This window comes from Nocardia sp. NPDC019395 (genome assembly GCF_040632335.1).
Lineage (GTDB): Bacteria > Actinomycetota > Actinomycetes > Mycobacteriales > Mycobacteriaceae > Nocardia.
In genome coordinates, this window is record NZ_JBEYBT010000001.1 from 217,075 (window position 1) to 233,650 (window position 16,576).

Genomic DNA, 16,576 nt, shown 5'->3' on the forward strand with positions numbered 1-16,576 from the left:
ATATATACAGGAGTCATGAGTGACGGTCTGTTCGATATGCCCGGTGGGGGAGACGCGGCGCCGGATGTCGCCTCCCCGGATCAGGCCGCGCGGGAGGCCGGTGCCCGGGCGCCGCTCGCGGTCCGGATGCGGCCCGCGGCGCTCGATGAGGTCGTCGGGCAACAGCACCTCCTCGGCCCGGGTTCACCGCTGCGTCGCCTGGTCGATGGGTCAGGGGCAGCGTCCGTGCTGCTCTACGGGCCGCCGGGGACCGGTAAGACCACGCTGGCTTCGCTGATATCCCATGCGACCGGCCGCCGGTTCGAGGCCTTGTCCGCGCTGTCGGCCGGGGTCAAGGAGGTGCGGGCGGTCATCGATGTGGCTCGCCGCCGGCTGACCGCGGGCGAGCAGACTGTGCTGTTCATCGACGAGGTGCACCGCTTCTCCAAAACCCAGCAGGACGCGTTGCTGGCAGCCGTCGAGAACCGGATCGTGCTGCTCGTCGGCGCGACCACCGAGAATCCCTCGTTCTCGGTGGTGTCGCCCCTGCTGTCCCGCTCGCTGGTGCTGCAGCTGCATTCGCTGGGCGACGACGATATCCGGGCCGTACTGGACCGTGCCCTCGCCGACCCCCGCGGTCTCGACGGGCAGTACACCGTGACCGGCGAGGCCGTCGACCATATCGTCCGGATCGCCGGCGGTGACGCCCGCCGCGCGCTCACCGCCCTCGAGGCCTCCGCGGAATCCTCGCTCGACGGCCGGATCGATCTGGACCTCGTCGCCGCCAGTATCGACAGGGCCGCCGTCCGCTACGACCGGGCCGGTGATCAGCACTACGACGTGATCAGTGCGTTCATCAAATCCATCCGCGGTTCCGATGTCGACGCCGCACTGCACTACCTCGCCAGGATGCTGACCGCCGGTGAGGATCCACGCTTCATCGCCCGCCGCCTGATGATCCACGCCAGTGAGGACATCGGCATGGCGGACCCGACCGCGCTGCAGACCGCCACCGCCGCCGCGCAGGTCGTGCAGCTGGTCGGCCTGCCGGAGGCCCGGCTGGCGCTGGCCCAGGCGACCATCCACCTGGCCACCGCCCCGAAATCGGGGGCGGTGGTGGCGGCCATCGGCGCGGCCATGGCCGATGTGGCGGCGGGTAAGGCGGGTGCGGTACCGCCGCATCTGCGCGACGGGCACTATTCCGGTGCCGCGCGGCTCGGCAACGCACAGGGCTACCGTTATCCGCACGACGACCCGGACGGGGTGCTCGCTCAGCAATACCCGCCGGACGAACTGGTCGGCGTGGACTACTACCACCCCACGGGTCACGGCAACGAACGTACCGTCGGGCCCCGGGTGAGCACGCTGCGCAGGATCATCCGCGGCCTGCGACCCGCAAATCCGGCTCGGTGATAAATCGGGTGCGCCGCCCCGGTAGGCTGGATATCTGTGCAGACCCACGAGATCAGACGCCGATTCCTGGACCATTTCGTTCGTGCCGGGCATACGGAGGTGCCCAGTGCATCGCTGATTCTCGACGACCCGAATCTGCTGTTCGTGAACGCGGGCATGGTGCAGTTCAAACCGTATTTCCTCGGGCAGCAGACGCCGCCGTATCCACGCGCGACGAGCGTGCAGAAATGCGTGCGCACCGGTGATATCGAGGAAGTCGGCGTCACCACCCGGCACAACACCTTCTTCCAGATGGCCGGAAATTTCTCCTTCGGTGATTACTTCAAGGAAGATGCCATCCGCTTCGCCTGGGAGCTGATCACCAGATCGCAGGAGGACGGCGGGTACGGTTTCGATCCGGAGCGCATCTGGGTCACCGCCTACGAGGCCGATCCCGAGGCCGCCGAGCTCTGGCGGAAGGTGGCGGGGATCCCCGACGAGCGGATCCAGTTCCGTGACGGCAAGGACAACTACTGGGATATGGGTGTGCCCGGTCCCGGCGGGCCCTGCTCCGAGATCTACTACGACCGCGGCCCCGAGTACGGCCGCGACGGCGGACCGGTCGCGGACGAGGATCGCTACCTGGAGATTTGGAACCTGGTCTTCATGCAGGACATCCGTGGTGAGGAGAGCCCCAAACTGGGTCACCCGCCGGTGGGTGTGCTCCCGAATAAGAACATCGATACCGGGATGGGGATCGAGCGGATCGCGCTGCTGCTCCAGGGCGTCGACAATGTGTACGAAACCGATCTGCTGCGCCCCATCATCGACAAGGCCGAGGAACTGACCGGCCGGTCCTACGGCGTCGAACACGCCGACGATGTGCGGTTCCGGGTTATCGCCGACCACGCGCGCACCTCCGCGATGCTGATCTCCGACGGCGTCAACCCCGGCAACGACGGACGCGGGTATGTGCTGCGCCGGCTGCTGCGCCGGATCGTGCGCTCGGCCCGGCTGCTCGGTGCCGATCAGCCGGTGATGCACCAGCTGATGAAGGTCGTGAGCGACCAGATGGCGCCCTCCTACCCCGAACTGGCCACCGATTTCGCGCGGATCGATACGGTCGCGGTCGGAGAGGAGACGGCGTTCCGCAAAACTCTGGCCACCGGGTCCCGGCTGTTCGACGAAACCGTCGAGGATGTGAAGGCGGCCACGCCGGCCGGTAGGACCGGCACGATTTCCGGTGCCGACGCCTTCACTCTGCACGACACCTACGGCTTCCCGATCGACCTCACCCTCGAGATGGCCTCGGAGGCCGGACTCTCGGTGGACGAGGCGGGTTTCCGATCGCTGATGGCCGAGCAGCGGCAGCGTGCCAAGGAAGACGCTCATGCGCGTAAGCACGCCCACGCCGATCTGTCCGTGTACAAGGAACTGGTCGATCGAGGCGATACCGAGTTCACCGGGTTCGACGAACTCACTTCCGAGGCAACCGTATTGGCGCTGATCGGGGACGGGGTGCGCGTGCCGACCGCGCTCGCGGGAACCGATATCGAGGTGATCCTGGACCGTAGCCCGCTCTACGCCGAATCCGGCGGCCAGATCGCCGACCGCGGGACGATCACCGCGTCCGGTACCAAGCTCACGGTCAACGATGTGCAGAAGATCGCGAAGAAGCTGTGGGTGCACCGGTGCACGGTGGAACAGGGCCAGATCACCGAGGGCGATGTGGTGCTGGCCCAGGTGGATCCGGCCTGGCGGCGCGGCGCCACCCAGGGACATTCCGGTACCCATATGGTGCACGCCGCGCTGCGGCAGATCCTCGGACCGAACGCGGTACAGGCCGGTTCGATGAACAAACCCGGATATCTGCGATTCGACTTCAACTGGCAGGGCCAGCTGTCCGAACAGCAGAAGGCCGATATCGAAGCGGTGTCCAACGACGGTGTCGGCGCCGACTACCCGGTGAACACCTTCGTCACAGATCTGCCGAAGGCCCGGGAAATGGGTGCGCTGGCCCTGTTCGGCGAGAACTACGGTGATCGCGTGCGGGTGGTGGAGATGGGTGGACCGTTCTCCATGGAGCTCTGCGGTGGCACCCATGTGGGGCATTCCTCGCAGATCGGCCCGATCACTCTGCTCGGTGAATCCTCTGTGGGGTCGGGTGTGCGCCGCGTGGAAGCGTTCGTCGGTCTGGATTCCTACCGGCATCTGGCGAAGGAGCGGGCGCTGCTGGCCGGAGTCGCCTCGATGCTGAAGGTGCCGTCCGATGAGGTGCCGGGCCGGGTCGAACAGTTGGTGGACCGGCTCAAGGTCGCCGAGAAGGAACTCGAGCGCACCAAGGTCGCGGCGGTATTGTCCTCCGCCGGCTCCTATGCCGACGGCGCGCAACGGATCGGCGAGGTACTGCTGGTGGCCGCGGCGGCGCCGGAGGGCGTGGCGGCCGGCGATCTGCGCACGCTGGCGACCGATATCCGCGGACGGCTGGGCTCATCGCCTGCCATCGTGGTGTTGCTGGGAAATAACGAGGGCAAGGTGCCGTTCGTCGTGACCGTGAACAAGGCGGCCCAGGAACTCGGTTTCGCCGCCGGTGCGCTGGTCGGTGTCTTCGGCCCGAGTATCTCCGGACGCGGTGGCGGAAAGCCGGAGATGGCCCAGGGCGCGGGTTCGGACCCGTCGGGTATCGAGGCGGGCCTGGCGGCGGTCCGGGACCATATCGGCGCACACGCCGGCTGATGGCGGCTGATTCCGGCCCGGGTACTCCGGACACTCCGGTCGATCGGCCGCACCCCGATTCCGATCCCGGCCGCGGCCGGCGGCTGGCAATCGACGTGGGAAGTGTCCGGATCGGTGTGGCCGCCAGTGATCCCGACGGCGTCCTCGCGACTCCGGTGGAGACCGTGCCGCGGGCCGGGGCGACCGGCCGCGGCCGCAAGTCCGGACGGGGTTCCGGAGGTACAACGCCAGCCGGCGCGGATATCGCGCGGATCGTCGCGATCGCGGCGGAATACGAGGCGGTGGAGATCATCGTCGGGCTGCCCCGGACCTTGCGCGGCGAGAGTGGTACCGCGGCGCGGCTGGCGGTCGAGTTCGCCGGAAAGTTGCGCGACTCGCTGCCCGAAGTGCCGATCCGCCTTTCCGACGAACGTTTGACTACGGTGTCTGCTGCACGCGCTCTGCGGGACAGTGGTGTCCGAGCACGTGGACAGCGGCAGGTGATCGACCAAGCGGCTGCTGTATCGATCCTGCAGAGCTGGTTGGACGAACGGAGTTCGATGATGAGGTCGGCCGAGGACGCGGCACGTACCGCGTTGTTCGGAGACGATGTATGACGGATCGGTGGGCGCAGGCGGAGGCGCGATTCCGGCAGCGCGAGGCCGAGCGGCGGTACCGCCGCGACGACCAGGCCTGGGAGCGGTCCCGCCGCCGGGCGGTAGCCCCGCCGCCAGCCCCGCCGGTCGCCGGTGCCCCGGGGCGGGACGACCGGCCGGATCCCGGCTGGGACCCCTACGAAGACGATGACACCGCGGTCATTCCCCGCTATGTCGATGACGACGAGTACATCGACGACGACGAGTACGACTACGACGACGAACCCGAGCCCGATCCGGAACCGCGACGGCGTACCCGCACCCGGGCCGGTGCTCGCCCCGGGCCGCGCCGCGGTGGCCGGGCGGCCGCCCGCAGGGCCCGCGAACAAGAAGAGGGGGGTCGCCGCCGGAAGTGGTTCTGGGCGGCTGCCGCGATTGTGCTGGTTCTCGTCGTCGGCGCCGGTGTGTACAAAATCGTCAACCGCTACACCCCGCCCGAGGATTTCGCGGGACCCGGCGGCGCGCCGGTAGTAGTTCAGGTCGCGGACGGCGATACCGCCACCGAGATCGCGGCCACGATGGCCGAGGCCGGAGTCGTGGCGAGTTCGGACGCTTTCTACGAGGCGGCGGTGCAGAACGAGGGGATGAGCTCCGTACAGCCCGGCTACTACGCGGTCCCGGAGCGGAGCCCGGCCAAGGACGCGGTCGCGGCGTTGATCGCGCCCGAATCGCGGGTGGGCACCATGGTCATCTCCGAGGGCCGGCAGCTGCACGATCAGCACGATGTGAACACCGGGGCGCGCAAAGAGGGGATCTACACCAAGATCGCCACCGCCAGCTGTGTCGGTGCCGGCGATCAGCGCCACTGTGTTACCTACGAACAGCTCGAAGAAGCCGGTGCGAGCACCGATCTCGCCGCGCTCGGGGTACCCGAATGGGCGATGGAGAATGTGCGGCAGGTGCCCGACCGGCGCCGCCAGCTCGAGGGTCTGATCGCCGCCGGTAGCTGGGATTTCGATCCGAACAGCTCTGCCCAGGAAATCCTGCGGAAACTGGTCAGCGAGAGTGCGGCGAGTTACGAGGCCACCGGAGTCCTGCAATCCGGCGGCGCCAACGGACTGAGCCCGTACCAAACACTGATCGGCGCCTCCATGGTGGAACGTGAAGCGCTGCCCCAGGATATGAGTAAGGTCGCCCGGGTGATCCTGAACCGGCTCGAAGTCGGTCAGCCGATGCAGTTCGATTCCACGGTCAATTACGCGCTCGACAAAACGGAGCTCGCGACGACCGATGCCGACCGTGCGCAGACCACGCCGTGGAATACCTACGCGATGGCCGGGCTGCCCGCCACGCCGATCGCGTCACCGTCGATCGGCGCGTTGCAGGCGATGGAGAAACCGGAACCCGGTGACTGGCTGTACTTCGTCACCGTCGACCAACAGGGCACGACGCTGTTCACCAAGAGCTACAGCGAGCATCTGCAGAATATCGAACAGGCTCTGAACAGCGGGATCCTCGACAGTGGGCGCTGAAGAAGAGACAGCGCCCGGCTCGCGGCGGGCGGCCGTACTCGGTAGCCCCATCACCCATTCCAGATCCCCGCAACTGCACCGGGCGGCCTATCGGGCTCTCGGCCTGGACTGGTCCTATGACCGGATCGAATGCACCGCCGAGCAATTGCCCCGGCTGGTGGACGGGCTGGGTCCGGAATGGGTCGGGTTATCGGTGACCATGCCGGGGAAGGAAGCGGCGCTGGCGTACGCGAGTGCACGGACCGAACGGGCGGTGCTCGTCGGCTCGGCCAACACCCTGGTCCGGACCGAGTCCGGTTGGCGGGCCGACTGTACGGATGTGGACGGTGTCCTGGGCGCACTGCGCGGTGGCGGGGTGGCCGGACTGTCCGAGGCGGTGGTGCTGGGCGCGGGTGGCACCGCGCGACCGGCGTTACTGGCGCTGACCGAGCTCGGTGCTCAGCGGGTCACCATCGTCGCCCGTGACGCCGGCCGCGCGGCGGGCGCGCGCGAGCTCGCCGCACGGCTCGGCGCGACAGCAGAGGTGATCGGCTTCGATTCGCCCGAGCTGGCGCGGCGCTGCGCGGGGGCCGGAGCGGTGATCAGCACGGTCCCGTATCAGGCGGCCGCGGTGGTCGCCGGATCCGTGGCCTCGGCACCGGTGGTGCTGGACGCCCTGTACAACCCGTGGCCCACACCGATGGCAGAAGCGGTCGCCGCCGCGGGGCATACCGTGATCAGTGGTTTGCAGATGCTGCTCGAACAGGCCTACGGGCAGGTCGAACAATTCACCGGGCAACCCGCCCCGCGGTCGGCGATGGCGGCTGCTCTCGCCGACCTGGGCTGATTGCCCGGTGAGCACGCAGTTTGCCCCCGATCTTCTGTAACGGGTTCTAGCTTTGCGCGAGGGGCGTTATGGTGATCGGCATGACTGCGTGGTTGTTGCGGGCACTGGCGCTCGGTGGACTGGCCGTCGTGCTCCGGGTACTCCTCGGATTCGCGATGGGGTTCGTCCCGACCTACGGGCTGTGGTTGCGACTGTTGTGCCTGGTGGCGCTGATCGGCGCCGCGGTGGCGTGGGGGCTGCGGGACGGCCGCGCCGATCGGCGGGCCAACCCGAATTCCGAGCACGGCGCCGACTTGACGATTCTGTGGCTGCAGGCCGCGGTCGTCGGCGGTATCGGTTGCGGCCTGGTCTCCTGGGCGCTGGATTTCGTTCCGAAGATCGATCTCGGCGACGCCGGGCTGCTGTTCGAATCGACCGCAGCCTCCGCGTTCATCGTGCTGCTGATCTTCGTGCCGGGCCTTGTCGGCGTCGCGGTGGGCCGGTTACTTGCGCGCCGCGAACACGATCGCCCGGCTTCCACCGAGACACTGACACCCGCCGGTTCGCCTGCCTGAGCCCACTCCATCCGCCCGCCGGTAGCGGCGGGCCCGGACGGATGGACATCTGCCGCTACCGGTATGCGGCGACGGCCACCGTTCTTGTTGCCGGCTGATCGCCCTTGTTGCCGGCTGATCGCCGGGTCGACGGCCGGGAATCCCGGCCGTCGTCAGCATCCGGTCACAACAGGACGGCGCTGCCCCCGGTCGTGCCCGCTCCGGCAACAGCCGAATACGCGGCCGCGAGCAATGCGGGATCGGGACCCTCCAACCGGCCCGGTTTGGCCAGCCCGTCGAGTACGACGAAACGCAGCACGCCGGATCGGGTCTTCTTATCGGTCTGCATACCTTCCAGCAGCTGCGGCAGAGCGTCGGGATCGTAGGTGGTGGGCAGGCCGACGCTTTCCAGGACGCTGCGGTGCCGGTCCGCGGTGGCGTCATCGAGACGACCGGCCAGCCGGCCCAGCTCGGCGGCGAATACCAGGCCCACCGCGACGGCCGCGCCATGACGCCAGCGGTAGCGCTCCCGGCGTTCGATGGCATGGCCCAGGGTGTGGCCGTAATTGAGGATCTCGCGCAGCGCGGACTCTTTGAGGTCGGCCGCGACCACCTCCGCTTTGACGGCGACAGCGCGCCGGATCAGCTCCGGCAGCACCTCACCGGTCGGGTCGAGCGCGGCCTCCGGATCCCGTTCGATCAACTCGAGGATCACCGGGTCGGCGATGAACCCGGCCTTGATGATCTCGGCCATACCGGCGACGATCTCGTTGCGCGGCACGGTTTCCAGGGTCACCAGATCCACCAGCACCGCCGACGGTTCGTGGAAACAACCCACCAGATTCTTACCGGCTTCGGTGTTGATACCGGTCTTACCGCCGACCGCCGCGTCCACCATCGCCAGCAGGGTGGTCGGGACATGCACGATCTTCACTCCGCGCATCCAGGTGGCGGCGACGAAACCCGCGAGGTCGGTGGCCGCGCCACCGCCGAGGCTGACCACCACATCGCTACGGGTCAGGCCGATCCGGCCCAGTACCTCCCAGCAGAATCCCGCGACGGCAAGTTCCTTACCTGCCTCCGCGTCCGGGATCTCGATCCGGTGCGCGTCGAGCCCGGCGTCGGCCAGCGCCGTGCGTACCACCTCGGCTGTTTCGACCAGCGACGGCTGGTGGAAGAGGGCGACGGTGCGTGCGCCACCGGAACCGGTCACGACCTCGACGAGATCACCGAGCAAACCGCGGCCGATGATCACCGGATAGGGCTGTGCCGTGCGGACCTCGATACGTGTCGGTTCTGTCACCTGGGCTGCTCCGTTCCTGTCTGTGTCTGCTCGGCCTGTTCGCGTTGTTGCCGACGTGCCCGCGCCCGCCGGGCCCGCGCCCGCCGGGAGCGCCCGGGCGTGCGCACACCGTTGTCGGTGGATTCGGACCGGTCGGAACCGGTGCCGGTCGCGCCGGAACTCGCCTCCGCCCTCTCGGCCCGGTTCTTCGCCGTGGCATCGTCGGTGCCCTGGTTCTCGGTGGCCGGCGCCTTCGCCGCCTGCGCGGCGGCGGCCGCGCGCCGTGCCCGGGCTCGGCGACGGGCGCGGGACCTACTGGTGCGCTTCGGGTTCGAACCGGTGGAGGTATCCGTCTTCGTTGTCTCGGCCAGGACGGAATCGAGGGAGAGTTTTCCCATGATCGCGCGGACCACCCGGCCCGGGCTGCGCCCGTCGGTGCGTAGGCGCACGGACGCGACCTCCCGATAGAGCGGCCGCCGGATCCGCATGAGTTCCCGGTACTTCGTGCCCGGATCGGCTCCGCCGAGCAGCGGCCGGGTATTCGTGGCACCGGTGCGGCGCAGACCCTCGGCGATACTGATCTCCAGGTACACCACTGTTTGTTCCCGCAGCAGCGCGCGAGTGGTCTCGGACAGGATCGCGCCGCCGCCGAGCGAGACCACGCCTGGCTCGGTGCGCAGGGCGCGGCCCACCACTTCTTCCTCGATCCGGCGGAATTCCGGCTCACCGTCGGCGGCGAAGATTTCGGGGATGGTCCGTCCGGTGGCCTCTTCGATACCGGCGTCGGTGTCGTAGAGCTCGACCCCGAGTTCGCGGGCCAGTTTCCGGCCGATGGTCGTCTTTCCCGCGCCCGGCGGGCCGACCAGCACCACCCGCGGGCTGTGCGGACCGGTCTGCTCGATCATTACGCCGGATCGGCGGCGATGGGTTCGCCCGGGGTCAGATGCGGGCGCCCGCTGATCCGCTTCAGGTACCCGTCGAGGTTGCTCACCGTTTCGGAGACAGAGTCGCCACCGAACTTCTCCAGCGCCGCCTGCGCCACCACCAGCGCCACCATGGACTCGGCGACGACTCCCGCGGCCGGTACCGCGCATACATCGGAGCGCTGGTGGATCGCCGATGCTTCCGCTCCGGTGGACATATCGACCGTGGCCAGCGCCCGGGGGACGGTGGAAATGGGCTTCATCGCCGCGCGGACCCGCAGCGCCTCGCCGTTGGTCATCCCGCCCTCCAGGCCGCCCGCGCGGTTGGTGGAGCGCAGCACGCCGTCGGGGCCGGGGCGCATTTCGTCGTGTGCCAGGCTGCCGCGCCGCCGGGCCGTCTCGAAGCCGTCGCCGACCTCGACACCCTTGATCGCCTGGATCCCCATGAGTGCCGCCGCGAGTCGCGAGTCCAGCCGGTTCTCGCCGCTGGTGAAGGAACCCAGTCCGATCGGGAGCCCGCTGACGACCACCTCGACGACACCACCCAAGGTATCGCCGTCCTTTTTCGCCGCCTCGATCTCGGCGATCATGGCGGCCTCGGCCGCGGTGTCGAAAGCCCGGACCGGGCTCTCGTCGATCGCGGCCAGATCTGTCGCGCCGGGGACCACGCCGGTGGTGTTCGCCGCGGTGCCGATGGCGACGACATGGGAGACGACCTCCACCCCGAGCGCCTGGCGCAGGAAAGCCCGCGCCACGGTGCCGGCCGCGACCCGCGCGGCGGTTTCCCGGGCACTGGCCCGTTCCAGCACCGGGCGGGCATCGTCGAAGCCGTATTTCAGCATTCCGGAATAGTCGGCGTGGCCGGGGCGCGGCCGGGTCAGCGGGGCGTTGCGGGCCAGTTCGGCGAGTTCGGCCTCGTCCACCGGATCGGCGGACATCACCGTGGTCCATTTGGGCCATTCGGAATTGGCGACCTCGATCGCGACCGGCCCGCCCATGGTGCGCCCGTGCCGGACCCCGCCGATCACGGATACCTTGTCCGCCTCGAATTTCATCCGGGCGCCGCGACCGTAGCCGAGCCGGCGGCGCGCCAGCTGTGCGGAGATCTCCGCCGAGGTCACCTCGACACCGGCGACCATCCCCTCCAGAATGGCGACGAGAGCGGGTCCGTGGGATTCTCCAGCAGTTATCCAGCGCAGCACGCCGACCATCTTCCCATGTGGGCGCCGCGGCCGGGGCAGGCGGTCGGCGGTGCTCACCGGGCCCGGAGCCGGGGGCTGCGCGGGATTGCCAGGTGATCACCACAGAGCCAGGCCGAGAAGTGTCGCGGCACACATCGAGGGGCCGTGTGCGACGGCCGTGGATCGGCCGCCGGGCGAGCGGGCCCGGGCCGGGCCGGGTGATTCGCCGGGGGGCCCGGCGGCCCGGAACAGCCGGGGAGCGGTGTGCCTGCCGAGTAGCAGGCCGATCCCGGCCGCGGCGGTGAACAGTGGGGCGGCGAGAGCCGACCACATCCAGGACTGCCCGCCGCCGAGCGCCGCCGCCGCGCCGAGCCCCACGGCCAATTTCACATCGCCCGCGCCCAGCGCTGCCGACCACAGCAGATGTACCAGCAGGTACGGGATGGCCAGTAATACGGCGCCCCGGACCGCGACGCAGAAGTGGCCGGTCAGTGCCGCGTACAAGAGGACGCCGGCCGCTCCTGTCGCGGTGAGCGGATTCGGCAGCCGCCGGCTCCGGATATCGCAGCGGCTGAGAACCACGCACCATCCGGCCAAGACCAGGAATCCGAGTGTCGTCACACCACTCACCCTCGCGGCGATCGAGGTGCCGCGACGGACATGTTCGTGAATTGTGGATAACCGCAGTACCCACCCGCATCCTGTGAATACCGTGCTTTCCGGAACCGGTGCGCCGGACCGGGCATGTGTAGTGCAAGCGGTCCGGCGGTACTTTTGTCCCATGTCTGCTGATTCCGGCCGTGGCCCACAGACGCGGCCCGATTACGCCGCGCGGCGGGGGCTGCTGCGCAACCTGCTGGTCGAGAACGAGATCGACGGTCTGCTGGTCACCGATCTGGTGAATATCCGCTATCTGACGGGATTCACCGGGTCCAATGCCGCGCTACTGGTGCATTCGTGGGATACGGCGACCGCCGAGGAGCGCACGGTCATCGCGACGGACGGTCGTTACGACACTCAGGTCGCCGAGCAGGTTCCCGATCTGCGGGCCGAGATCGCCCGCGCGGTGGCCCGGCGGGTCGTGGAACTGGCGGGGGAGTGGCAGTTCGGGCGTCTCGGTTACGAGAGTCATATCGTCACCGTCGACCAGCACCGTGGCCTCGCCGAACTCGGCACCGGGCTGGACTTCGTCGCGACTCCGGGTCTTGTCGAGCAGCTGCGAATGGTCAAGGACGACTACGAGGTAGATCTGCTGCGCGCGGCCTGCACGGTCGGCGACGAGGCGCTGGCCGCGTTACTGGAGAACGGTGCGCTGCGCCCGGGCCGCACCGAACGCCAGGTCGCCCGGGATCTCGAATGGGCGATGTTCGAACGCGGTGCCGCCGGTATCGCCTTCGAGACCATTGTCGCCGCCGGGACGAATTCCGCGATCCCGCATCATCGGCCCACCGACGCCGTGCTGGCCACCGGTGATTTCGTGAAGATCGACTTCGGGGCGATCGTGGGCGGCTACCACTCCGATATGACCCGGACTTTCGTCCTCGGCCCACCCGCGAACTGGCAGCGTGAGGTCTACGACCTGGTGCACGCCGCGCAACGCGCCGGCCGGGAGGCGCTGCGCCCCGGGATCCCGTGCGCCGATGTGGACGCGGCGGCTCGCGAGGTGATCGCCGCCGCCGGCCACGGCTCGCTGTTCGTGCACGGCTTGGGTCACGGCGTGGGGTTGCGCATCCACGAAGCGCCCGGCATCGCGAAAACCGGCACGGGTACACTCCAGTCTGGCGTGGCGGTGACCGTCGAACCAGGTGTGTACTTTCCCGGCCGCGGCGGGGTCCGGATCGAGGACACGCTCGTGGTGCGCGAAGGGGGCCCGGAACTGCTCACCAACACCAGCAAAGACCTGACCGTCGTCGGATGACGCCGGTCGCCCGAGAACCGAGGAGACCCGAACACCGTGGCGGACACCAGCGACTTCAAGAACGGCCTCGTGCTGAAGATCGACGGGAATCTCCAGCAGATCGTCGAATTCCAGCACGTCAAGCCGGGTAAAGGTCCTGCCTTCGTGCGGACCAAACTGAAGAACGTGCTGTCCGGCAAGATCGTCGACAAGACCTTCAACGCCGGTGTGAAGGTGGAGACCGCCACGGTCGACCGCCGGGATATGACCTACCTGTACCACGACGGTTCCGATTACGTCTTCATGGACGGGGAGACCTTCGACCAGATCTCCATCGCCGAGGGCACCATCGGTGAACAGGCCCGGTTCGTGCTGGAGAACATGACCGTGCAGGTCGCCATGCACGAGGGTGCGCCGCTGTACGTGGAACTGCCGGTGACTGCCGAGCTCGAGGTCACCCACACCGATATCGGCCTGCAGGGCGATCGCTCCACCGGCGGTACCAAACCGGCCACTGTGGAGACCGGCGCCGAGGTCCAGGTCCCGCTGTTCATCAACACGGGTGACAAGCTCCGCATCGATACCCGCGACGGCAGCTACCTGGGCCGAGTCAACTCCTGATCGTGGCCGACCAGCCGGCGGACAAGAAATCCGCGTACAAGAAACTCGGCGCCCGCCACAAGGCCCGTCGCCGGGCGGTGGACCTGCTGTTCGAGGCCGAGGCCCGTGATGTCGACCCCGCCGATCTGGCCGACGAGCGGATCGAGCTCGCCGCGCGGGATCAGGCGGTCGCGCCGGTGCATGCCTACACCCGGATCCTGGTGGACGGTATCGCCGAGGAGCTGGACCGGGTCGACGGCACCATCGAGTCCTATCTGCAGGATTGGACCCTGTCCAGATTGCCCGCCGTAGACCGCGCCATTCTCCGGGTTGCGGTATGGGAACTGCTGTACGCCACCGATGTTCCGCCGATCGTCGCCGTGGACGAGGCTGTGGAACTGGCCAAGGAGTTGTCCACCGACGATTCTCCCGGCTTCGTCAACGGTGTCCTGGGCCAGGTGGTGCAGGTGGCACCGCAGATCCGGGCGGCCGCGGCGGCATCCCGCACGGACGACCAGCATCCGGAACCGGATAGCTGACGTGCGTAAATACCTGGTTCTCGCGTTACGCGGGGCCGAGTACGATCCGGCTGCCGGCGAACCGCACCGGCAGTTCCTGGACGGCCTGCGCGCGCGGGGCATGCTGCAGGAGACCGGCCGGTTCACCGACGGGACCGGGGGCGCCTACATCGTGCTCGCCGATTCCCTCGCGGCGGCGGAGGCGGTGGTGTTCACCGATCCGCTGCACACCTCGGGATCCTCGGAATTGACGGTCCACGAGTGGGAGATCACGGGCTGATTTCCGGACCGGTGCCCGATGATGCTCGAGCGGTATCCGCCGCCGGTACTGCCGGGGATGAGACAGCGATAGGCTGTTCGTCGCAACATCCCACCAGAGTTCGAGGAGCGCGGAAATGACCGAGAACACCGAAACTGTGCTGCCCGAGGGCGGCTGCACCACCGCGCAGGCGTGGGAGATCTTCGACGGGCTCCCCGCGGCCCGGGTCGACGAGGTGACCACCGGCCGCTGGCGTGGTGAAGAACTGCCGACCGGCCATCCGATGGACGGTATTCTGACCGAATCCGGTTGGTTCGGAAAACAGTTCGATGCTCCCGAAGAGGTGCATCCGTTGTTGTTCACCGATGAGCGCGGCACTGTTTTCGCGGTGGATCCCCGCCGGGTCACGCTTTCGCTGGCGGATAAAGTCAAGCCGGAATGGCTGCGCCCGGTGCGCAACAATCTGCGCACCCTCGCCCCGCTGTTGCGCACCCGCAAACCGACCGCACGCTTGCGGGATATCGAGTACCGGGGTGTGGTCAGCGCAGCGATGGTTTACGACCACCGGCCGATCATCGACCATTTCCGCCGGCTCGGGCCCGATGCCCTGCTCGGCGTGATGGATATGCGCGGGATGGCCGACCCTTACTTCTTCGTACTGCGGCGCTGACCCGATCGCCCAAATCGCGAACAGCCGGATCACATCGTGGCGGTCGGCTGCAGGATCACCTTGCCCAGTAGAGCCCGTGACTCCACGAGATCGTGGGCACGGGCCGCCTGCTCGAGGGGCAGGGTGGTCACGGCCTGAGGTGCCAGGCCGGGGACCCGGGGGAGGATATCGGGTCGAGCCCGGTTCGTGCGCTCCTGCCAGGCCGGACCCGCGCAGGCAGTGAGGGTGAGGCCGCCCGCTATCAGGTCGGCTGCCGATACCTGTGCCGGCGCACCGGTGAGCCAGCCGTAACTGAGCATCCGGCCCGATCCGGGGGTCATCGCCGGCAGGAGTGCCGCTGCCGAGTCGCCGCCCAGAGAATCGAAGACGATATCGACGGTGCCGGGAGCGCTTTCGCGGAGTGCGCCGGTCCACCCGTCCTCTCGATGGTCGATCACCTGATCGGCGCCCAGCGCTCGGGCATGCTCGATCTTGGCGGGGCCGCCGGCCGTGGCGATCACGTAGGCCGCGCCGAATTCCCGGGCGAGCTGGATCAGATAGCTCCCCACGCCCGTGGCTCCGGCTTCGACGACGACGGTCTCGGATCCGGTCAGGTTCGCCCGCTCCAGCAGCGCCAGCGCGACCGAACCGCTCATCATGGCGGCGGCCGCGTCCTCGGTCGAAACGCTGTCGGGTATGGGTATCGCGTTCTCCGCCCTCGCGCAGGAGAATTCGGCATAGGAACCGAAACCGGCGGTGGCGGCGACCACGCGCCGGCCTACGAGATCGCGTGCGACACCGGCACCCACGTCGACGATCTCGCCGGCGGCTTGGTAGCCGAAGACCACAGGCGGGGGCGCGGCGATCGGGAACGCTCCGGAGCGCAGCTGGGTTTCGGGGTAGAGGACGGGGATGGCCGCGGCACGGATCAGTACTTCGCCCGCGTCCGGGTGGGGTCGCGGGACCTTGCGAGGTACCAGGACCTCGGGGCCGCCGGTACCCGTCATTACGATTGCCCGCATCGGAAACTCCATAAGTTGACTGACGGTCCATTTATTGTTGCCCAACATATGGACCGTCAGTCAACTTGTCAACGAAGGTGGTGCGATGGGCCCGGCGAAGGAACGTGCGGATGCTGCCCGCAACCGGCGCGCGATCCTCGACGCGACAGCCGCGCTGCTGTCCGAACACGGCGCGGAAGCCGTCACCATGGACCGTGTCGCAGCCGCCGCCGGCGTCGGGAAAGGCACCATCTTCCACCGGTTCGGCAATCGCGCCGGTCTCTTGCACGAATTGGTCGCCGAGAGCGCGCTCACGCTGCGGGTCGCCGTCACCGAGGGGCCTCCGCCGCTGGGGCCGGGTGCGCCGGCCGGGGATCGGCTGATCGCTTTTCTCGAAGCACTGGCCCGGCTGGTGATCGGCAATATGGATTTGATGGCGGTTTACCGGACGGTCCCACCGCATCCGCGCACCGAGGAATTCCACCGGTTCTGGCGGGATCACATCACCGCATTGCTCGGCGCGGCGCGGCCCGATCTGGACGCGGAGGTTGTCGGCCGGTTGCTGATGGACAGTCTCTCCGGGCCGACCGTGCCGGACCTCGTCCGCTCCGGTGCGCCGGATCGGCTGCTGGAGGCGGTGGCGGAGTTGGTGCGCTCGGTACTGCGAACCCCGTAGTCGCCGGTGGAAAATCC

The 16,576-nt window shown here is 68.4% G+C and carries 16 protein-coding genes and 1 pseudogene; 12 read left to right on the forward strand and 5 right to left on the reverse strand.

From position 1 onward, the window contains the following. The first annotated feature begins 15 nt into the window (after window positions 1-15). From ABZ827_RS01020 to ABZ827_RS01045, 6 genes are all read left to right on the forward strand, one after another. Window positions 16-1,392, forward strand: a complete 1,377-nt coding sequence (locus tag ABZ827_RS01020; RefSeq protein WP_357230941.1) for a replication-associated recombination protein A — start codon at window positions 16-18, stop codon at window positions 1,390-1,392. Between the two features lie 36 nt (window positions 1,393-1,428). Continuing rightward, entirely contained in the window at window positions 1,429-4,107 is a 2,679-nt protein-coding gene (gene alaS / locus ABZ827_RS01025) for an alanine--tRNA ligase (RefSeq protein ID WP_357230944.1), read from the forward strand. Beyond that, window positions 4,107-4,703 carry a Holliday junction resolvase RuvX gene (ruvX, locus tag ABZ827_RS01030; RefSeq protein ID WP_357230947.1) on the forward strand — a complete coding sequence of 199 codons (597 nt, stop codon included), beginning with the start codon at window positions 4,107-4,109 and terminating at the stop codon, window positions 4,701-4,703. Before alaS ends, ruvX begins: the two co-directional genes overlap by 1 nt. Continuing rightward, entirely contained in the window at window positions 4,700-6,214 is a 1,515-nt protein-coding gene (mltG, locus tag ABZ827_RS01035) for an endolytic transglycosylase MltG (protein WP_357230950.1), read from the forward strand. Before ruvX ends, mltG begins: the two co-directional genes overlap by 4 nt. Further along, window positions 6,204-7,040, forward strand: a complete 837-nt coding sequence (locus ABZ827_RS01040; RefSeq protein WP_357230953.1) for a shikimate dehydrogenase — start codon at window positions 6,204-6,206, stop codon at window positions 7,038-7,040. The genes mltG and ABZ827_RS01040 overlap by 11 nt, the downstream gene beginning before the upstream one ends. Before the next feature lie 80 nt (window positions 7,041-7,120). After that, window positions 7,121-7,594 carry a B-4DMT family transporter gene (locus ABZ827_RS01045; RefSeq protein ID WP_357230956.1) on the forward strand — a complete coding sequence of 158 codons (474 nt, stop codon included), beginning with the start codon at window positions 7,121-7,123 and terminating at the stop codon, window positions 7,592-7,594. 163 nt (window positions 7,595-7,757) lie between these two features. Here ABZ827_RS01045 and aroB read toward each other — a convergent pair whose 3' ends face one another. From aroB to ABZ827_RS01065, 4 genes and pseudogenes are all read right to left on the reverse strand, one after another. After that, window positions 7,758-8,876, reverse strand: a complete 1,119-nt coding sequence (gene aroB / locus ABZ827_RS01050) for a 3-dehydroquinate synthase (protein WP_357230958.1) — start codon at window positions 8,874-8,876, stop codon at window positions 7,758-7,760. Window positions 8,877-9,241: 365 nt separating this feature from the next. Continuing rightward, a pseudogene (locus tag ABZ827_RS01055) lies at window positions 9,242-9,760 on the reverse strand (shikimate kinase); the annotation flags it as partial. Beyond that, a complete protein-coding gene (aroC, locus tag ABZ827_RS01060) occupies window positions 9,760-10,980 on the reverse strand; it encodes a chorismate synthase (RefSeq protein WP_357234343.1) in 1,221 nt (406 codons plus the stop codon). The pseudogene ABZ827_RS01055 and the gene aroC, both read right to left, overlap by 1 nt. A 96-nt stretch (window positions 10,981-11,076) precedes the next feature. After that, a complete protein-coding gene (locus tag ABZ827_RS01065; protein ID WP_357230962.1) occupies window positions 11,077-11,580 on the reverse strand; it encodes an A24 family peptidase in 504 nt (167 codons plus the stop codon). 160 nt (window positions 11,581-11,740) lie between these two features. Between ABZ827_RS01065 and ABZ827_RS01070 the strand changes: the two genes are divergently transcribed. The 5 genes from ABZ827_RS01070 (at window position 11,741) to ABZ827_RS01090 (ending at window position 14,903) form a co-directional block, all read left to right on the forward strand. Next, window positions 11,741-12,877 carry a Xaa-Pro peptidase family protein gene (locus tag ABZ827_RS01070; RefSeq protein ID WP_357230965.1) on the forward strand — a complete coding sequence of 379 codons (1,137 nt, stop codon included), beginning with the start codon at window positions 11,741-11,743 and terminating at the stop codon, window positions 12,875-12,877. A 36-nt stretch (window positions 12,878-12,913) separates the two neighbouring features. Next, complete coding sequence (efp, locus tag ABZ827_RS01075; protein ID WP_357230968.1) at window positions 12,914-13,477, forward strand: elongation factor P; 564 nt, start codon at window positions 12,914-12,916, stop codon at window positions 13,475-13,477. Window positions 13,478-13,479: 2 nt separating this feature from the next. Then, a complete protein-coding gene (gene nusB / locus ABZ827_RS01080; protein ID WP_357230971.1) occupies window positions 13,480-13,995 on the forward strand; it encodes a transcription antitermination factor NusB in 516 nt (171 codons plus the stop codon). Window position 13,996: 1 nt separating this feature from the next. Continuing rightward, a complete protein-coding gene (locus ABZ827_RS01085; RefSeq protein WP_357230974.1) occupies window positions 13,997-14,254 on the forward strand; it encodes a YciI family protein in 258 nt (85 codons plus the stop codon). A gap of 115 nt (window positions 14,255-14,369) precedes the next feature. Beyond that, window positions 14,370-14,903: a DUF4334 domain-containing protein gene (locus tag ABZ827_RS01090; protein ID WP_357230977.1), complete on the forward strand. Its 534-nt coding sequence runs from the start codon at window positions 14,370-14,372 to the stop codon at window positions 14,901-14,903. A 29-nt stretch (window positions 14,904-14,932) separates the two neighbouring features. Here ABZ827_RS01090 and ABZ827_RS01095 read toward each other — a convergent pair whose 3' ends face one another. Further along, window positions 14,933-15,904 (reverse strand): zinc-binding dehydrogenase, encoded by a 972-nt coding sequence (locus tag ABZ827_RS01095; RefSeq protein WP_357230979.1) that lies wholly within the window; start codon window positions 15,902-15,904, stop codon window positions 14,933-14,935. An 85-nt stretch (window positions 15,905-15,989) separates the two neighbouring features. Here ABZ827_RS01095 and ABZ827_RS01100 point away from each other — a divergent pair, with 85 nt between their 5' ends. Next, the gene (locus tag ABZ827_RS01100; RefSeq protein WP_357230983.1) at window positions 15,990-16,559 is read left to right on the forward strand and encodes a helix-turn-helix domain-containing protein; all 570 of its coding nucleotides are present in this window, start codon (window positions 15,990-15,992) and stop codon (window positions 16,557-16,559) included. Window positions 16,560-16,576 lie beyond the last annotated feature (17 nt).

What these genes read in the sequence shown, in the direction of transcription:
- ABZ827_RS01020 (WP_357230941.1), top strand. Translation starts at nt 16, where the DNA reads ATGAGTGACGGTCTGTTCGATATGCCCGGTGGGGGAGACGCGGCGCCG.
- ruvX (WP_357230947.1), top strand. Translation starts at nt 4,107, where the DNA reads ATGGCGGCTGATTCCGGCCCGGGTACTCCGGACACTCCGGTCGATCGG.
- mltG (WP_357230950.1), top strand. Translation starts at nt 4,700, where the DNA reads ATGACGGATCGGTGGGCGCAGGCGGAGGCGCGATTCCGGCAGCGCGAG.
- ABZ827_RS01045 (WP_357230956.1), top strand. Translation starts at nt 7,121, where the DNA reads ATGACTGCGTGGTTGTTGCGGGCACTGGCGCTCGGTGGACTGGCCGTC.
- ABZ827_RS01070 (WP_357230965.1), top strand. Translation starts at nt 11,741, where the DNA reads ATGTCTGCTGATTCCGGCCGTGGCCCACAGACGCGGCCCGATTACGCC.
- ABZ827_RS01090 (WP_357230977.1), top strand. Translation starts at nt 14,370, where the DNA reads ATGACCGAGAACACCGAAACTGTGCTGCCCGAGGGCGGCTGCACCACC.
- ABZ827_RS01095 (WP_357230979.1), bottom strand. Translation starts at nt 15,904, where the DNA reads ATGCGGGCAATCGTAATGACGGGTACCGGCGGCCCCGAGGTCCTGGTA.
- ABZ827_RS01100 (WP_357230983.1), top strand. Translation starts at nt 15,990, where the DNA reads ATGGGCCCGGCGAAGGAACGTGCGGATGCTGCCCGCAACCGGCGCGCG.